Origin of the sequence: Oricola indica, assembly GCF_965227485.1 — a bacterium.
In the GTDB taxonomy this organism is placed as follows: Bacteria; Pseudomonadota; Alphaproteobacteria; order Rhizobiales; family Rhizobiaceae; genus Oricola; species Oricola indica.
This window is the reverse complement of record NZ_OZ245747.1, coordinates 4,905,476-4,921,051: the sequence shown is the minus strand read 5'-3', so window position 1 is coordinate 4,921,051 and position 15,576 is coordinate 4,905,476. Positions and strand designations below refer to the sequence as shown.

Sequence of the window (15,576 nt, the reverse complement as noted above, 5' to 3'; positions counted from 1 at the left end):
CATTCGGCATTTGACAGCGGGCTCGCGATAAGCAATTTTCGGGCCAGTTGAGTGACGCGTTGGAAGGTCAGGTAATCGGGGATGGCGTTATCGGCCAAACTCAATCTGCGGCAAAGCCAGTCGATGGTGATGACGCCGCAGCTTCTTCAGTCGATCAGGCTGTTGCAATTCACGCAACTTGAACTCGACCGTTTCGTGCAGGAGCAGATCGAGATCAATCCGTTGCTGGAACGCAATCGCAACGACGAGTCCGGTCCGGACCTGGAGCCCGCGCCGACGCGCGAAAACGGTGTCGAGACGGAGAACGCGCAGTCGCAGGACTGGTCGATGGATCAGTTGGAGGTCAGCGCGACCGCGATTGCCGACAAGCTCGACACCTCGCTCGACAACGTTTTTCCAGATGATCCCGGCCATGCCGAAAACAAACAGTCCCCGTCTGGCGCGATGCCCGGCCGCTCGGGATCGGATGTTATCGGGAGACCGGACACCGATTTCGACCTTGAGGCGATCGTCGCCGGAGATTTGACATTGCGCGATCACCTGATCGAGCAGATCAGCATGACCTTGCGCACCGCCCCCGACCGCCTCATCGCCCACGAACTGGTCGATGCGCTCGATCCGAACGGCTATCTCGACACCGATCTCGACGAACTTTCGGCGCGCATCGGCTGCGAGCGCGAGGACGCCGATGCCGTTCTCGGCGCGTTGCAGGAGATGGATCCTCCCGGCGTTTTCGCCCGCGATCTCGCCGAGTGCCTGGCGCTGCAACTGCGCCGGATGGACCGCCTCGATCCGGCCATGGCGACCCTGCTCGAAAATCTGCCGCTGCTCGCCCGGCGCGATTTCAAGGCGTTGTCGCGGATTTGCGGCGTCGATGAGGGCGACCTGATCGACATGCTGGCCGAAATCCGCACGCTCGATCCGCGTCCCGGTCTCGCCTTCGATTCCTCGGGCATGGAGGCGATCATCTATGACGTCGAAGTCCGCGAAGGCGCCGACCAGAACTGGCACATCGAACTCAATCCCGACGCGTTGCCGCGCGTGCTCGTCGATCGGGACTATTATTCGAAAGTTTCCCGCTCCAGCCTTTCTCCGGACGAAAAGCTCTTTATGAGCGAATGCCTCCAGAATGCGACATGGCTCGAACGCAGCCTGGACCAGCGCGCCACCACCATCCTCAAGGTCGCGACCGAGATCGTGCGCCAGCAGGACGGGTTCTTCGTCCATGGGGTCAGCGCGCTGAAGCCGATGACGATGAAAATCGTCGCCGATGCGATCGGCATGCACGAATCCACTGTCAGCCGTGTCAGCGCCAACAAGTTCATGCTGACCCCGCGCGGCATGCTGGAATTCCGTTACTTCTTCACGGTCGCGATCGCCGCCAGCAATGGCGGCGAGGACGGTCATTCGTCCGAATCCGTGCGCCAGCGCATTCGCGCGTTGATCGACCGCGAGACCGCGGATGCGGTCCTGTCGGATGATACGCTTGTGACCATGCTCAAGAAGGAGGGGGTCGACATAGCGCGACGAACTGTCGCGAAATACCGCGAAGGCATGAATATCGCCTCATCCGTGCAGCGGCGTCGAGAAAAGCGGGCGCTTGCCGTCGCGAATGGCTGACGGAGGAGGAGCCGCGCGACTGGCGCGGCGTCATTTTTCCCTTTACCCACCTTCACAGCCTTGCATCTTTCGCCCAATCTGTGGTTTGGGCGACCCCCGCCCCAAAATATAAACACAAGGAGTGGCAAATGGGTCTGCGCGTTTCGGGAAAGCACATGGATATCGGCGACGCGTTTCGCGAGCGTATCGAAGATCGCATCGACGAGGCGCTCTCCAAATATTTCGACCGCGGCGCAAACGGTCACGTGACTGTGGAAAAGTCCGGCACGCGGTTCACCACCGACTGCATGCTGCATCTGGATTCCGGCGTCGTCCTCCAGGCCACCGGTGAGGCTCAGGAGCCGCAGGCCAGCTTCGACGCTGCCGCCGAGCGCATCGAAAAGCGCCTGCGCCGCTACAAGCGCCGCCTGAAGAACCACCACACCGAGGAAGCGGCCCAGCGCAACGAGGAATACGCCTATCGCGTCCTCGAAGCATTGCCCGAGACCGAAGAGGAGACCGTTCCGGACGACTACGCGCCGGTCGTTGTCGCCGAGACCTCGATGCAACTGTCAACTTTGACTGTGTCTTCTGCGGTATTGCAACTGGACCTGCAGGACAACCCGGTATATGTGTTCCGCAATGCAGGCAGCGGCGATGTCAATCTCGTTTACCGCCGTGCCGACGGAAACATTGGCTGGATAGACCCGGGCTCGATCAAGCAATCATAGTCGCATTTGTTCGAAACGCGCCGCCTTGGCGCGTGACAGGGCTCGGATTGTCCGCAAGGATTGATGAATGAACCTTGGTGATATTGTCTCGCAGGAAGCGATAGTCCCGGATTTGCGGGTGAGCTCCAAGAAACAGCTTCTCCAGGCGATTGCGGAAAAGGCGTCGGAAGTCACCGGCCTTTCCGCACGCGCCGTCTTTGACACAATTCTGCAACGCGAGCGCCTGGGATCGACCGGTGTCGGCAAGGGGATCGCCATTCCGCATGGCAAGTTCCCCGATTTCGACCGGATCGCAGGCGTGTTCGCGCGGCTGCATTCGCCGATCGAATTCGAGGCGCTCGACGATCAGCCTGTGGATATCGTCTTCCTCCTGTTGGCGCCGGAAAGTGCCGGCGCCGACCATCTCAAGGCATTGTCGCGGATCGCCCGCGTGCTGCGCGATCCCGTACGGATCGGCAAATTGCGCGCGACGTCCGATGCCGAGGCACTCTACGCCTTCCTCACCGAGGAACGGGCCTCCAACGCGGCCTGATCCGGCACGCGGTTTCGCTTGCCGATCCATCTGTGATAACTGCATTTTCGGGCTTCCGTTCGCTGCCGTGGACGGGCCGTGATCAGTCGTTGAAGGGAGGAAGCGATGCCGGTCTACGAGGAACTTGAGGGGGCATCGGTCCTGATAACCGGCGGCGGGTCGGGCATCGGCGCGGCGCTGACGGAGGGGTTCGCCCGTCAGGGCGCGAAGGTCGCCTTCATCGACATCGCGGACAAGGAGTCCAAGGCATTGGTCGGGCGGCTCGACGGGGATGTGGCGCACACGCCGCTCTTCCTGAAAGCCGATCTGCGCGACATCGCCGCCTTGCGCACTGCGGTTGACAAGGCGGCCTCGGCGCATGGCCCCATAACGGTCCTCGTCAACAACGCCGCGCTCGACGACCGCCACGAGATCGAAGATGTCGACGAGGCCTATTGGGAGAACAATCTCGCGGTCAATCTGCGGCCCCACTTCTTCACGATACAGGCCGTGGTGCCGGGCATGCGCGCGGCGGGCGGCGGAGCCATCGTCAACTTCACCTCGACCTCCTACATGCTCAATATCGGCAACATGCCCGCCTACACGACCGCCAAGGCGGGCATTGTCGGGTTGACCAAGGGCATGGCTGGCAAGCTCGGCCCGGACAATATCCGGGTCAACGCCATTGCCCCCGGCTGGGTCATGACGGAGCGCCAGAAGGAGCTCTGGGTTACCGAGGAAGGCCTTGCGGAGATGATCGGACGGCAATGCATCCCGGAGCCGATCCAGCCGGAGCACATGGTCGGCCCATGCCTGTTTCTCGCATCGAATGCCGCGCGCATGGTGACCGCACAGGTCCTGGTCGCCGATGGAGGCATCCAGTGACCGCGACCCGGGCCGAAGCCGGAGGTCCCGCACGATGAACGACGTCACCATCCTGTCCGAAACGCCCTGCCGCCTCGGCGAGGGGCCGGCCTACGATCCCTCCCGCGAGACCCTCTTCTGGTTCGACATCACCGAATGCAGGCGCTACGCGCTGCATCTGCCGAGCCAGGAGCAAAGCGTGCTCGATCTGCCGGAAATGGCGAGCGCGATGGCCGTGATCGACGCCGGACGCGACCTCATCCTGACGGAAACCGGCCTGCATGTTCTCGACAACGCCACCGGCGCGCTGACGCCGCATGTCGCCGTCGAGGCCGACAACCCCGTCACCCGGTCGAACGACGCGCGGCTGCATCGGTCGGGCGCATTCTGGTTCGGCACGATGGGCAAGAAGGCCGAGGACGGCGCGGGCGCGATCTATCGCTATTTCCGCGGCACTGTCGAAAAGCTCTACGACCGGGTCACCATCCCCAATGCGATCTGCTTTTCACCCGATGGCGCGACTGCTTTTTTCACCGATACGCAGATCAACAGGCTCATGAGAGTCGCGGTCGATCCCGCGACCGGAGCGCTGGCGGGAGAACCGGAAATCATTCACGATCATTCCGCCGGAAAGGGCGGGCTCGACGGGGCCGCCACCGACGCCGACGGCCGGATCTGGAACACGCGCTACGGCGCCGGCGCGCTCGATTGCTACGATCCGGATGGAAGCCGCCTCCTGACGATCGACATGCTGGCCGTTCAGGTCACGTGTCCGGCTTTTGTCGGCGATGGTCTGATCGCGGTGACCTCGGCCTGGCAGACACTCGACGCCGCCGCCCGCGCCGCCGATCCGCATGCCGGCAAGACCTTCCTCGTCAGGACCGATGTTCGCCCCAAATTCGAACCGGCCGTCGCATTCGCCGAACTGTGATGACCGCGCGGCGACGTGCGGCTTGCGGTCCGTGCCTGGCTTGAATAACCAGTCCGGATGCTGACGCTCGCCATCGATACCGCTGCCAATTTCTGCTCTGCCTGTGTCTTCGACACCGCGGCGGACCGCGTTCTGGCGAAAGAGGAACGCGATATCGGCCGCGGCCATGCGGAGCAGCTGATGGAAGTCGTTGAAGGCGTGATCCAGTCCGCCGGCATCGATTACGCCGATCTCGGCCGCATCGGCGTCGCGGTCGGACCGGGTTCCTTCACCGGCATTCGCGTCGGTGTCGCAACCGCACGCGGTTTCGGCCTTGCGCTCGGATGCCCCGTTTCGGGTGTCACGACGCTGGAAGCGCTCGCCGCCGACGCTCAGGCGCAGGCAAACGGCCCGGTCACCGTTGCGGTTCGCGGCGGACGCGGCCAGATCTTCATGCAATCCTTCGATGCGGCAGGCATGCCACTTGGCGAGCCGGCAGCTGTCGCGGAGGAGGATGTTCCGGCCGTGCTCCCTGCCTCCGTGTCATTCCTCGCCGGAAACGCCGCCGCCGCGCTCGCGGGGGACCGGGCGCTGCTCCTTGCGGACCGCGCCACCGGCTCGGTCGAAACCGTCGCCCGGCTGGCGGTCGCGTCGAATCGCGCGCCCGTTCCGCTCTATCTGCGCGGTGCCGACGCCAAGACACAGGCCGGCTTTGCCCTGCCGCGCGCCCCGGCGACAGACGGGAGCGCGGCGTCATGAGATGGCCGTTCCTCGGCCGCCTCTGGCCGATCGACGTCGTCGTCGATCCCCTCGACATCTCGCATACCCGGCACATGGCCGACCTGCACGCGGTCTCCTTCTCGCGGCCATGGACCGACGGCGAATTCCACGACATGCTCGGCCAGCAGACCGTGTTCGGATTCGTCGCGCGCGAACTGACCTGGGGTAAATCGAAGGTCCTCGGTTTCGTGCTGGCGCGCGGCGCGGCCGGCGAAGCCGAAATTCTCACCATAACGGTCGCGCCCGACTGGCAGGGCCACGGCCTCGGTCGCAAGCTGATGGACGCGGTGCTGCGCAAGGCGCATGGCGAGCGCATCGAGTCGGTGTTTCTCGAGGTCGACGAGACCAATGCGCCGGCCATCGCCCTCTACCGCAAGCTCGGATTTTTCCAGGTCGGCGGCCGCCCGGACTACTACCGCGACAAGGCCGGCCGCCGGACCGCCGCGCTTGTCATGCGCCGCGATCTTCGTTAGCTACCGCGCATCGCGAAACCGGGTGGGTCCCATGGCCGAGGAAGACGGGAAGACGCTGGAGGAACTGTGTGTCGAGCGCGGCATGCGCATGACCGGCCAGCGCCGCGTCATCGCCGGCGTCCTGCAGGACGCCTATGACCACCCCGACGTCGAGGAACTCTATCGCCGTGCGGTCGCCATCGACGGCAATATCTCGATCTCCACCGTCTATCGAACCGTCAAGCTCTTCGAGGATCTCGGCATCATCGAAAAGCACGAGTTCCGCGACGGCCGGGCGCGCTACGAGCCGATCCCTGACGAACACCACGATCACCTGATCGACGTGAAGTCGGGCGATGTGATCGAGTTCCGCAATGCCCGCATCGAGGCGTTACAGGAGGAGATCGCCCGCGAACTGGGATATCGCATCGTCGATCACCGGCTGGAACTCTATGCCGTGCCGCTCGACGAAAAGGAGAAGGACGGGGGGTGATCCGGCGCATTCGTCTGGCCCTCGTCATCGGCATCCTCGTGCCGATGACGGCTGTCCTCCTTCCGATCCAGATTGCTGCCATCCGTGCTGGCCATCCGCTTCGCCGCCGGCTGCCGCATGTCTGGCACCGTGTCGCCACGCGGATGCTCGGATTGCGGGTCAATGTGATCGGCAGGCCCGCCATCCACGAAAGCGCCGGCGTCCTGATCGCGTCCAATCACGTTTCCTGGCTTGATATCGTCGCGCTGGGCGCGGCCGCGCCGGTCTCCTACGTCGCCAAGCACGAGGTCGGCGGCTGGCCGGGCGTGTCGATCCTGGCGAAGCTGCAGGAGACGCTGTTCATCGAACGCGAGCGGCGCGGCAAGGTGGGCGAGCAGGCCGGCCAGATTCGTGAGCGGCTTGCCCGCGGCGACGCCATCGTGTTGTTTGCGGAAGGAACGACCTCGGACGGCAATTTCCTGCTGCCCTTCAAATCCGCGCTTTTCGGTGCGGTGGGCGTCGGTCCGGGCAGCGAAGTCGCCCATGAGTCCGTCCGCGTGCAGCCGGTCGCCATCGTCTACACCCATCTGCACGGCGTGCCGATGGGGCGTTTCGATCGCCCCGTCGCCGCATGGCCGGGCGATGTCGAACTGGGCCCCCACGTGGCCGGCGTGCTCGAAGCAGGCGCTATCGATGTGGTCGTCTGTTTCGGCGAGCCGATCGTGGTTGGCGACATGGCCAATCGAAAGGCGCTCGCCGCAGCCTGCGAACACGCCGTTCGCGAGATGGCCTCTGGCGTTCTTCGCGGTCGCGAACCGCTTCTCACGGACGACGAAAAGCGCTAAGGAGCGCCCATGAACGAATTCGTCAAGATAGAGGATCGCGAGGCCGTGCCGGCTTCGGCGAATGCGCGCAAGGTTTTTGTCAAGACCTATGGCTGCCAGATGAATGTCTATGACAGCCAGCGCATGGCCGATGCGCTGGGCGCGGACGGTTATGTCGAAACCACCTCTCCGGACGATGCGGACATGGTGCTGCTCAACACCTGCCACATCCGCGAAAAGGCCGCCGAGAAGGTCTATTCGGAACTCGGACGCCTCCGGAAACTGCGCGACATGCGTCGCGCCGATGGCCGCGAGATGCTGATCGGCGTCGCCGGTTGTGTCGCCCAGGCGGAAGGCGAGGAGATCATCCGCCGCGCGCCCGTGGTCGATTTCGTCATCGGCCCGCAGACCTACCACCGCCTGCCGCAGGTGGTTTCGCGCGCCCGTGGCGGCGACAAGGTCGTCGAGACGGATTACGCCATCGAGGACAAGTTCGAGAAACTGCCGGAGCGCGACGAAAAGCAGGTGCGCGCGCGCGGCGTCACCGCCTTCCTCACCGTGCAGGAGGGCTGCGACAAGTTCTGCACCTTCTGTGTCGTGCCCTATACGCGCGGCGCCGAGGTCTCGCGACCGGTCTCGCAGATTGTCGCAGAGGCGCGTCGCCTGGCCGAAGCGGGCGTGCGCGAAGTCACGCTTCTCGGCCAGAACGTCAACGCCTGGCACGGCGAGGGACCGGACGGCGGCGAATGGGGTCTTGGACGGCTCCTGCGCGAACTGGCCGAAATCGACGGGCTCGACCGCCTTCGCTACACGACCAGCCACCCGCGCGACATGGATGACGACCTGATCGAGGCCCATCGCGATCTGGGGGCGCTGATGCCCTATCTGCATCTCCCGGTGCAGTCCGGCTCCGACCGCATCCTCAAGGCGATGAATCGCAAGCACACGGCCGACGACTATCGCCGTCTTGTCGATCGCATTCGCGCGGCACGGCCCGACATCGCCCTGTCTGGCGATTTCATCGTCGGCTTTCCCGGCGAGACGGATGCCGATTTCGAGGACACGATGCGCCTTATCCGCGACGTCGGCTATGCCCAGACCTTCTCGTTCAAATACTCGCCGCGTCCCGGCACGCCGGGCGCCGACATGGGCGGCCAGGTCGCCGAAGACGTCAAGTCGGCGCGGCTTCTGTCGCTGCAGGCGCTGCTCGATCAACAGCAGGCCGCCTTCATGAACGGGCTGTGCGGCAGGACCCTTCCCGTGCTCCTGGAAAAGCCCGGTCGCGAGCCCGGACAGCTCGTCGGACGGTCCCCCTGGCTTCAGCCTGTTGTTTGTGATGAAAATGTCGGAAAAATCGGCGACATTGTTGAGGTGCGAATCAGCAAGGTCTCCGCGAACAGCCTGATCGCGGACAACAGGGAAGTGGAACAGACGGCTTGAACGCAGAAGCCAAGGTGAATCCCGCAACCGGCGCCTCCGATCTGGCGCATATCGTTCTGAGCTTCGACAACAATGACCATGCCCGTGCGCTCTACGGGCAGTTCGATGAGAATCTCGCGCTGATCGAGCAGCGCCTCGGTGTCGATGTTCGCTCCAAGGGCAATCAGGTCACGATCCGCGGTGAACCGACCGCGACCGAGCAGGCGCGCCGCGCGCTCGACTATCTCTACGACCGGCTGGCAGCAGGCGGCGATGAGCCCGACACCTCCGATGTCGACGGCGCGTTGCGCATGGCCGTGGCCGCCGACGATCAGCTCTCGCTGCCGACGATCAGCCAGCCGGCCAAGCTTGCCGCGGCGCAGATTTCGACACGCAAGAAGACCGTCTTCGCCCGCACGCCGAACCAGGATGCCTATATCCGCGCGCTCGACCGTGCCGAGCTTGTCTTCGGCGTCGGCCCGGCGGGCACGGGCAAGACCTTCCTCGCCGTGGCGCATGCCGCCATGCTGCTGGAACGCGGCGTCGTCGAGCGGATCATCCTGTCGCGCCCCGCCGTCGAGGCGGGTGAGCGGCTCGGCTTCCTGCCCGGCGACATGAAGGAAAAGGTCGATCCCTATCTGCGCCCGCTCTACGACGCGCTGTATGACATGATCCCCGCCGACAAGGTGGAGCGCGCGCTCGCCGCCGGCGTTATCGAGATCGCGCCGCTCGCCTTCATGCGCGGTCGCACGCTGACCAACGCGGCCGTTATCCTCGACGAGGCCCAGAACACGACATCGATGCAGATGAAGATGTTCCTGACCCGTCTCGGCGAGAACTCGGTGATGATGGTAACGGGCGATCCCTCGCAGGTCGACCTTCCGCTCGGCGCGAAGTCGGGCCTTGTCGAGGCGCTGCAGATCCTGCACGACGTGCCGGGGATCGTCACCGTGCGCTTCAACGAGAAGGACGTGGTGCGCCATCCGCTGGTCGGCCGCATCGTCGCCGCCTACGATCGCAATCCGGACTGACGCATTTGACCATAAGCATCGATGTCGGGGTGGAAGCCGGCGACTGGGCCGGCGAGGACGAACTGGCCGCGCTGTCGCGCCGGGCGGTTGACGCCGCTGTCGCCCGTCTCGGCCTCGGCGACGCCGGGAGCGAATTGTCGATCGTCTTCACCGACAACGAGGCCATGCGCGTGCTCAATGCGCAGTGGCGCGGCAAGGACAAGCCGACCAACGTACTCTCCTTCCCGGCATTCCCGCTGTCGCCGGGCGATCCGCCCGGTCCGATGCTCGGCGATATCGTCATCGCCTTCGAAACCGTGAAGTCGGAAGCGGAGCTTGAAGGCAAGCCTTTCGATGACCATCTGCGTCATCTTGTTGTTCATGGTTTTTTGCATGTTTTGGGCTATGACCACGAAAACGACACGGATGCCGAAGAGATGGAAGCCGCGGAGCGCGCGATTCTTGCTGACATGGGCATTGCCGATCCCTATTCTTGAGACAAATGAACTATTCGATGCCGATGACCAGTAACGAGAGCGACGCCGCCAGACCGGAAGATCCGGGCGACGGCGACCCCCGAAGTCCCGACACGGGGTCCGGCAAGTCACGCGGCCAGCCGGGTTTCCTTCAACGCCTGTTGTTTCTTTTCAGGCCGCATTCGGCCGCGACGATTCGCGAAAACCTGCAGGACGCGCTGGAAGGCAACGGTGTCTGGGATCAGACGATCACGCCGGGCGAGCGCGCGATGCTGCACAACATCCTCCGCCTGCGTGAGGTGCGCGTCGAGGACGTGATGATCCCGCGCGCCGAGATCGACGCGGTCGACCAGAAGACCACGCTCGGCGAATTGCTTAAGCTGTTCGAGGAATCCGGCCACAGCCGCATGCCGGTTTATGACGAGACGCTCGACGATCCGCGCGGCATGGTCCACATCCGCGACGTCGTCGCGTCTATCACCCGCGTCGCCGGTGAAAAGCCGCGCGGCCGGCGCAAGAACGGAACCGCGACGGTCGGCCACAATTCGATATCGCAACTCGATCTCGGCAGGGTGGAACTCGACAAGACGATCGAGGAACTGAAGCTGCCGCGCGAGGTACTGTTCGTGCCGCCCTCCATGCTGGCCGCCGACCTGATGGCGCGCATGCAGACGCAGCGTATCCAGATGGCGCTCGTCATCGACGAATATGGCGGCACCGACGGTCTCGTCTCGCTGGAGGACATCGTCGAGATGGTCGTCGGCGATATCGAGGACGAGCACGACGACGAGGAAGTTCTGTTCACCGAGGACGCCAACGGCACCATCGTCGCCGACGCCCGCGTCTATCTGGAGGATCTTTCCGATGCGCTGGGCAAGGACTTTCTCGAAGCCGCGCGAACCGAGGACGACGATGTCGACACAATCGGCGGCCTGATCTTCTCCCTTCTCGGGCGCATTCCGGTGCGCGGCGAGGTCATCGCGTCCTTCGCCGGTTACGAGTTCCAGGTCCTCGAGGCCGATCCACGCCGCATCAAGCGCGTGCGCATCCTGCGCGCCAAGCGCCGTGCGACGCGCCGCGATCCGCAGGGACGGGAGCTTCCGGTGCCCCAGCAGGACGCCGTGCCCGAGGCCGAACCCGTCGCCACTGCCGAAACGGCGCTAAAGTCGGCGGAAAATGCGGGGTGACATCGCTTCGGCGATGCTTGGCTGATAAGTCTCCAAACTGAGATGATTCGCCTTCGGACCCGCTGATGGAGCGTCTGGCCAACCGCATAGTGCTGATGACCGGCTGGAAACGCGCGCTGCTTGCGTTCGGTGCCGGAGCGGCGGCTGTTCTCGGCCAGGCGCCGTTGCACGCCTTCGTCGTCTGTTTCCTGTCATTCCCGATTCTCGTCTGGATGATCGACGGCGCCATCGCGCGGCCCTCGCGGTCCTGGATCGCCATGGCGTGGCCCGCATTCGCGACCGGTTGGCTGTTCGGCTTCGGCTATTTCGTTGCGGGGCTCTGGTGGGTCGGCAATGCGCTCTTTGTCGATGCCGAGGAGTTCATCTGGCTCTGGCCTTTCGCGGTAACCCTGATCCCCGCGCTTCTCGCCGTGTTCTACGGTCTGGCCGCCGTCCTCGCCCGTATTCTGTGGTCGGACGGTCTCGGCCGGATCGCCGCGCTTGCCTTCGGTTTCGGTGTCGCCGAGTGGCTGCGCAGCTTCGTCCTGACCGGCTTTCCCTGGAATGCCGTCGGCTATGCCGCCATGCCCGTGCCGATCCTGATGCAGCCGGCCGCCGTCCTCGGCGTCTTCGGCATGAACGCGCTTGCCGTTTTCGCCTTTTCCCTGCCGGCGGCGATGGCGCAGGGCGCGCGCCGCGCGGGTCTGGCCGCCGCGATGCTGGTTGTCCTTGTCGCCGCGGACGCCGGCTACGGATACTGGCGGCTGGCGGATGCGAGTGAACCGGAAGCCGGCGCGCCGCTGGTGCGCATCGTCCAGCCGGCGATCGACCAGTCGGAGAAGTGGGACAGGGCCAAGCGCAACGAGATCTTCGACATGCTGATCGCGCTGACCGAAAAGCCGGGACCCACGGGCGGCACGCCCGATATCGTGATCTGGCCGGAAACCTCTGTTCCCTTCCTCCTGACGGAAGCGCCGCAGGCCGTCGCGGCGATCGCGGCTGCGCTCGCGCCGGGTCAGGTCCTGCTCGCCGGAGCGGCACGCCTCGGCGAGGTCGACCGGGCCGACGGCATGCCAACCTACTACAATTCCATTCTCGCGCTCGACAGCGACGGCGTGATCTTCGATGCCGCCGACAAGAAGCACCTCGTGCCCTTCGGCGAATACCTGCCGCTGCGGCCGCTGCTCGAACGCATCGGCCTGAAGGCGATCGCCGCCGCAGCCGATCGCGGCTATTCGCCGGCGGAGCGGCGGCGTGCGCTGTCGCTACCCGGCGGCGTCGTTGTCCTGCCCTCGGTCTGCTACGAAGCCATCTTCCCCTATGAAGCGGAAGCCGAGGGCGAACCGGCGACGGTGATGGTCAATGTGACCAATGACGCGTGGTACGGCGACACGCCGGGACCCTATCAGCACGCCCATCAGGCGCGCATTCGCGCCGTCGAGAACGGTCTGCCCATGCTTCGCGCGGCTAATAACGGCGTCTCGGCGATCTACGATGCCCTTGGGCGGCAGTCCGCCGCACTGGGCTATGGCCCGCAAGGCGCCGTCGAGGCGCGGCTGCCGCAGGCACTGGCCCCGACCTGGTATGCGCGGCAGGGCCTTTTCACGTTCTGGGGCCTGATCGCGGCGCTGGCATTGGCCGCCTTCATCGGCCGGTATGAGGAACTCCGGCACACCTTCAGGCATTAATCATGTTGATTAACGCGCTTTGAATCGCGTGAAATTGGCTGTTATGCTACGCTACGTGATGTCGGCTCCGCTGCCGTCACTCTGGTCCTTGGAAATAAAAATGATAAACAGCCGCTGGTCGGCAAGGGCAATTAATGACCGCGAACAAAAAGCAACCCAATCCGATCGACATTCACGTTGGCGGACGTATCCGCTTGCGGCGTACGATGATGGGAATGAGCCAAGAGAAGCTCGGCGAGCAATTGGGAATCACCTTTCAGCAGGTGCAGAAATACGAAAAGGGAACCAACCGCGTCGGCGCCAGCCGGCTGCAGAACATCGCCGCCATTCTTGGCGTCCCGGTTTCCTTCTTCTTCGAGGATGCGCCTGGCGACAGCGTGACGTCCGAAGTCGGCGGCATGAATGAGAGCTCGTCGTCCTATGTCGTGAATTTCCTGTCGAGTGCCGAGGGATTGCAGCTCAACCGGGCGTTCGTGCGCATTTCGGACCCCAAGGTGCGCCGCCGTATCATCGATCTCGTCAAGGCGCTCGCGGCCGAATCCGACGACGGTTGAACGACGCGGCCAATGGATATGCACTTATCCTTATATCTTTAAGCGAATCCCGCTTTTTGCTTGACCGAAATTCGTCACTTGCCTAACGAGGGCGGACTTTGCGCCGCCGTTCGGTCTAGGCGCGTTTGACAAAGCGGGGACATTATCCATGGCGCGTCAGGACTATCTTTTCACCAGCGAATCCGTCTCCGAGGGGCATCCCGACAAGGTGTGCGACAGGATCTCCGACGAGATCGTCGATCTGGTCTATCGCGAGGCGCGCAAGCATGGCGAAGAGGAAAAGTGGCGCGTACGCGTGGCCTGCGAAACCCTGGCGACCACCAACCGCGTGGTGATCGCCGGCGAGGTCCGTGTGCCTGAGACCATGCTCAAGAAGGACAAGGCCGGCAATTTCGTCACCGACGCAACCGGCCATCCGATGGTCAATCCGTCGAAATTCCGGTCCGCCGCCCGTCGCGCGATCCGTTCCATCGGATACGAACAGGACGGTTTCCACTGGAAGACCTGCCGCATCGACGTGCTGCTGCACGGCCAGTCGGCGGATATCGCCCAGGGCGTGGACAACGCCTCCGACAAGCAGGGCGAGGAAGGCGCGGGCGATCAGGGCATCATGTTCGGCTATGCCTGCAACGAGACGCCGGATCTGATGCCGGCGCCGATCTTCTACGCCCACAAGATCCTCGAATTGCTCGCCGAAGCCCGCCACGCGGGCGAGGGCGATGCCGCGATGCTCGGCCCCGATGCCAAGTCGCAGGTCACCGTGCGCTACAAGGACGGCAAGGCCGCCGAGGTGGTCTCCATCGTGCTGTCCACGCAGCACATGGACGACAGCTGGGACAACAAGAAGGTCCGCTCTGTCGTCGAACCCTATATCCGCGAGGCGCTGGGCGAACTGCCGATCGCCGATGACTGCGTCTGGTACATCAACCCGACCGGCAAGTTCGTCATCGGCGGCCCGGACGGCGACGCCGGCCTGACCGGCCGCAAGATCATTGTCGACACCTATGGCGGCGCCGCGCCGCATGGCGGTGGCGCCTTCTCCGGCAAGGACACCACCAAGGTGGACCGTTCCGCCGCCTATGCCGCGCGCTATCTCGCCAAGAACGTTGTCGCCGCAAAGCTCGCCGACAAGTGCAACATCCAGCTTTCCTACGCCATCGGCGTCGCGCAGCCGCTGTCGGTCTATGTCGACACCTACGGCACCGGCAAGGTCGATGATGCCGCGATCGAGACGGCTCTGCGCGAGGTCATGGACCTCTCGCCGACCGGCATCCGCAAGCATCTCGATCTCAACAAGCCGATCTACGCCAGGACCGCGGCCTACGGCCATTTCGGCCGCAAGCCCGGCCGTGACGGATCCTTCTCCTGGGAGAGGACCAACCTGGTCAAGCCGCTGAAGGCCGCGCTCGGCGTGAAATGACCGAAGAGAAGCGACGCTCCCGGGCAACCGAGGCGTTTTTCGGTCGCCGCCGCGGCAAAACGTTGAAGCCGCGCCAGGCGGAACAACTCGGCCGCCTTCTACCGGCGTGGAAGATCGACCTGACGGAACCCGCCCCTGCGGCTCTTGCCGACCTGTTCGATCATTCGCCGGAGCTTGTCCTCCTCGAAATCGGCTTCGGCGGCGGAGAGCATCTGCTGCATCGTGCGCTCGAAAACCCGGAAACGGGCTTCATCGGTGTCGAGCCCTTCGTGAATTCCATGGCGAAATTCGTCGCGGCGGCGGGCGATGCGGGCGTGACCAATGTCCGCCTTTACGACGATGACGCGACGCAGCTGCTCGACTGGCTGCCCGATGCGTGCCTGGACGGGATCGATCTGCTCTATCCCGATCCGTGGCCGAAGATGCGGCATTGGAAGCGGCGCTTCGTCAACGAGGTCAATCTCGACCGCTTCGCGCGTGTCCTTAAGCCCGGCGCGCGCTTCCGCTTCGCCTCCGACATCGACACCTATGTCAACTGGACGCTCCGGCACATATACGCCCATCCGGACTTCGACTGGCCGGCGCGCAATGCATCCGACTGGCGCACGCCCTATGAAGGCTGGCCCGGCACGCGTTACGAGGCCAAGGCGCTGCGCGAAGGCCGGACGCCGGCCTATCTCACATTTCGGCGCAAATAGCG

At 64.3% G+C, this 15,576-nt stretch carries 17 protein-coding genes; all 17 read left to right on the top strand.

Annotated elements, in window-relative coordinates; genetic code table 11:
- The first annotated feature begins 81 nt into the window (after positions 1 to 81).
- The 17 genes from rpoN (at position 82) to trmB (ending at position 15,574) form a co-directional block, all read left to right on the top strand.
- A complete protein-coding gene (rpoN, locus tag ACQK2M_RS24310) occupies positions 82 to 1,620 on the top strand; it encodes an RNA polymerase factor sigma-54 (protein WP_425419935.1) in 1,539 nt (512 codons plus the stop codon).
- A gap of 128 nt (positions 1,621 to 1,748) precedes the next feature.
- The gene (gene hpf, locus ACQK2M_RS24305) at positions 1,749 to 2,330 is read left to right on the top strand and encodes a ribosome hibernation-promoting factor, HPF/YfiA family (protein ID WP_223479167.1); all 582 of its coding nucleotides are present in this window, start codon (positions 1,749 to 1,751) and stop codon (positions 2,328 to 2,330) included.
- A gap of 67 nt (positions 2,331 to 2,397) precedes the next feature.
- Positions 2,398 to 2,862, top strand: a complete 465-nt coding sequence (gene ptsN / locus ACQK2M_RS24300) for a PTS IIA-like nitrogen regulatory protein PtsN (RefSeq protein WP_223479160.1) — start codon at positions 2,398 to 2,400, stop codon at positions 2,860 to 2,862.
- A gap of 105 nt (positions 2,863 to 2,967) precedes the next feature.
- A complete protein-coding gene (locus ACQK2M_RS24295; RefSeq protein ID WP_425419934.1) occupies positions 2,968 to 3,726 on the top strand; it encodes an SDR family NAD(P)-dependent oxidoreductase in 759 nt (252 codons plus the stop codon).
- A gap of 34 nt (positions 3,727 to 3,760) precedes the next feature.
- Entirely contained in the window at positions 3,761 to 4,636 is an 876-nt protein-coding gene (locus tag ACQK2M_RS24290; protein ID WP_425419933.1) for an SMP-30/gluconolactonase/LRE family protein, read from the top strand.
- Between the two features lie 57 nt (positions 4,637 to 4,693).
- Positions 4,694 to 5,374 carry a tRNA (adenosine(37)-N6)-threonylcarbamoyltransferase complex dimerization subunit type 1 TsaB gene (gene tsaB / locus ACQK2M_RS24285; RefSeq protein WP_425419932.1) on the top strand — a complete coding sequence of 227 codons (681 nt, stop codon included), beginning with the start codon at positions 4,694 to 4,696 and terminating at the stop codon, positions 5,372 to 5,374.
- Positions 5,371 to 5,868, top strand: a complete 498-nt coding sequence (rimI, locus tag ACQK2M_RS24280; RefSeq protein WP_425419931.1) for a ribosomal protein S18-alanine N-acetyltransferase — start codon at positions 5,371 to 5,373, stop codon at positions 5,866 to 5,868. Before tsaB ends, rimI begins: the two co-directional genes overlap by 4 nt.
- Positions 5,869 to 5,899: 31 nt before the next feature.
- Positions 5,900 to 6,340, top strand: a complete 441-nt coding sequence (locus ACQK2M_RS24275; protein WP_223479155.1) for a Fur family transcriptional regulator — start codon at positions 5,900 to 5,902, stop codon at positions 6,338 to 6,340.
- Positions 6,337 to 7,164, top strand: a complete 828-nt coding sequence (locus ACQK2M_RS24270; RefSeq protein ID WP_425419930.1) for a lysophospholipid acyltransferase family protein — start codon at positions 6,337 to 6,339, stop codon at positions 7,162 to 7,164. The genes ACQK2M_RS24275 and ACQK2M_RS24270 overlap by 4 nt, the downstream gene beginning before the upstream one ends.
- 9 nt (positions 7,165 to 7,173) lie before the next feature.
- Positions 7,174 to 8,583 carry a tRNA (N6-isopentenyl adenosine(37)-C2)-methylthiotransferase MiaB gene (gene miaB / locus ACQK2M_RS24265; protein WP_425419929.1) on the top strand — a complete coding sequence of 470 codons (1,410 nt, stop codon included), beginning with the start codon at positions 7,174 to 7,176 and terminating at the stop codon, positions 8,581 to 8,583.
- Positions 8,580 to 9,593, top strand: coding sequence for a PhoH family protein (locus tag ACQK2M_RS24260; RefSeq protein WP_425419928.1), 1,014 nt, complete (start codon positions 8,580 to 8,582; stop codon positions 9,591 to 9,593). The genes miaB and ACQK2M_RS24260 overlap by 4 nt, the downstream gene beginning before the upstream one ends.
- Positions 9,590 to 10,069, top strand: coding sequence for an rRNA maturation RNase YbeY (gene ybeY / locus ACQK2M_RS24255; RefSeq protein ID WP_425420127.1), 480 nt, complete (start codon positions 9,590 to 9,592; stop codon positions 10,067 to 10,069). Before ACQK2M_RS24260 ends, ybeY begins: the two co-directional genes overlap by 4 nt.
- A 17-nt stretch (positions 10,070 to 10,086) precedes the next feature.
- Positions 10,087 to 11,235, top strand: coding sequence for a hemolysin family protein (locus ACQK2M_RS24250; protein ID WP_223479151.1), 1,149 nt, complete (start codon positions 10,087 to 10,089; stop codon positions 11,233 to 11,235).
- Positions 11,236 to 11,300: 65 nt separating this feature from the next.
- The gene (gene lnt, locus ACQK2M_RS24245) at positions 11,301 to 12,902 is read left to right on the top strand and encodes an apolipoprotein N-acyltransferase (RefSeq protein ID WP_425419927.1); all 1,602 of its coding nucleotides are present in this window, start codon (positions 11,301 to 11,303) and stop codon (positions 12,900 to 12,902) included.
- A gap of 134 nt (positions 12,903 to 13,036) precedes the next feature.
- Complete coding sequence (locus tag ACQK2M_RS24240; protein ID WP_425419926.1) at positions 13,037 to 13,456, top strand: helix-turn-helix domain-containing protein; 420 nt, start codon at positions 13,037 to 13,039, stop codon at positions 13,454 to 13,456.
- A 148-nt stretch (positions 13,457 to 13,604) separates the two neighbouring features.
- Positions 13,605 to 14,876: a methionine adenosyltransferase gene (metK, locus tag ACQK2M_RS24235; RefSeq protein ID WP_223479148.1), complete on the top strand. Its 1,272-nt coding sequence runs from the start codon at positions 13,605 to 13,607 to the stop codon at positions 14,874 to 14,876.
- Positions 14,873 to 15,574, top strand: coding sequence for a tRNA (guanine(46)-N(7))-methyltransferase TrmB (gene trmB, locus ACQK2M_RS24230; protein ID WP_425419925.1), 702 nt, complete (start codon positions 14,873 to 14,875; stop codon positions 15,572 to 15,574). The genes metK and trmB overlap by 4 nt, the downstream gene beginning before the upstream one ends.
- Positions 15,575 to 15,576 lie beyond the last annotated feature (2 nt).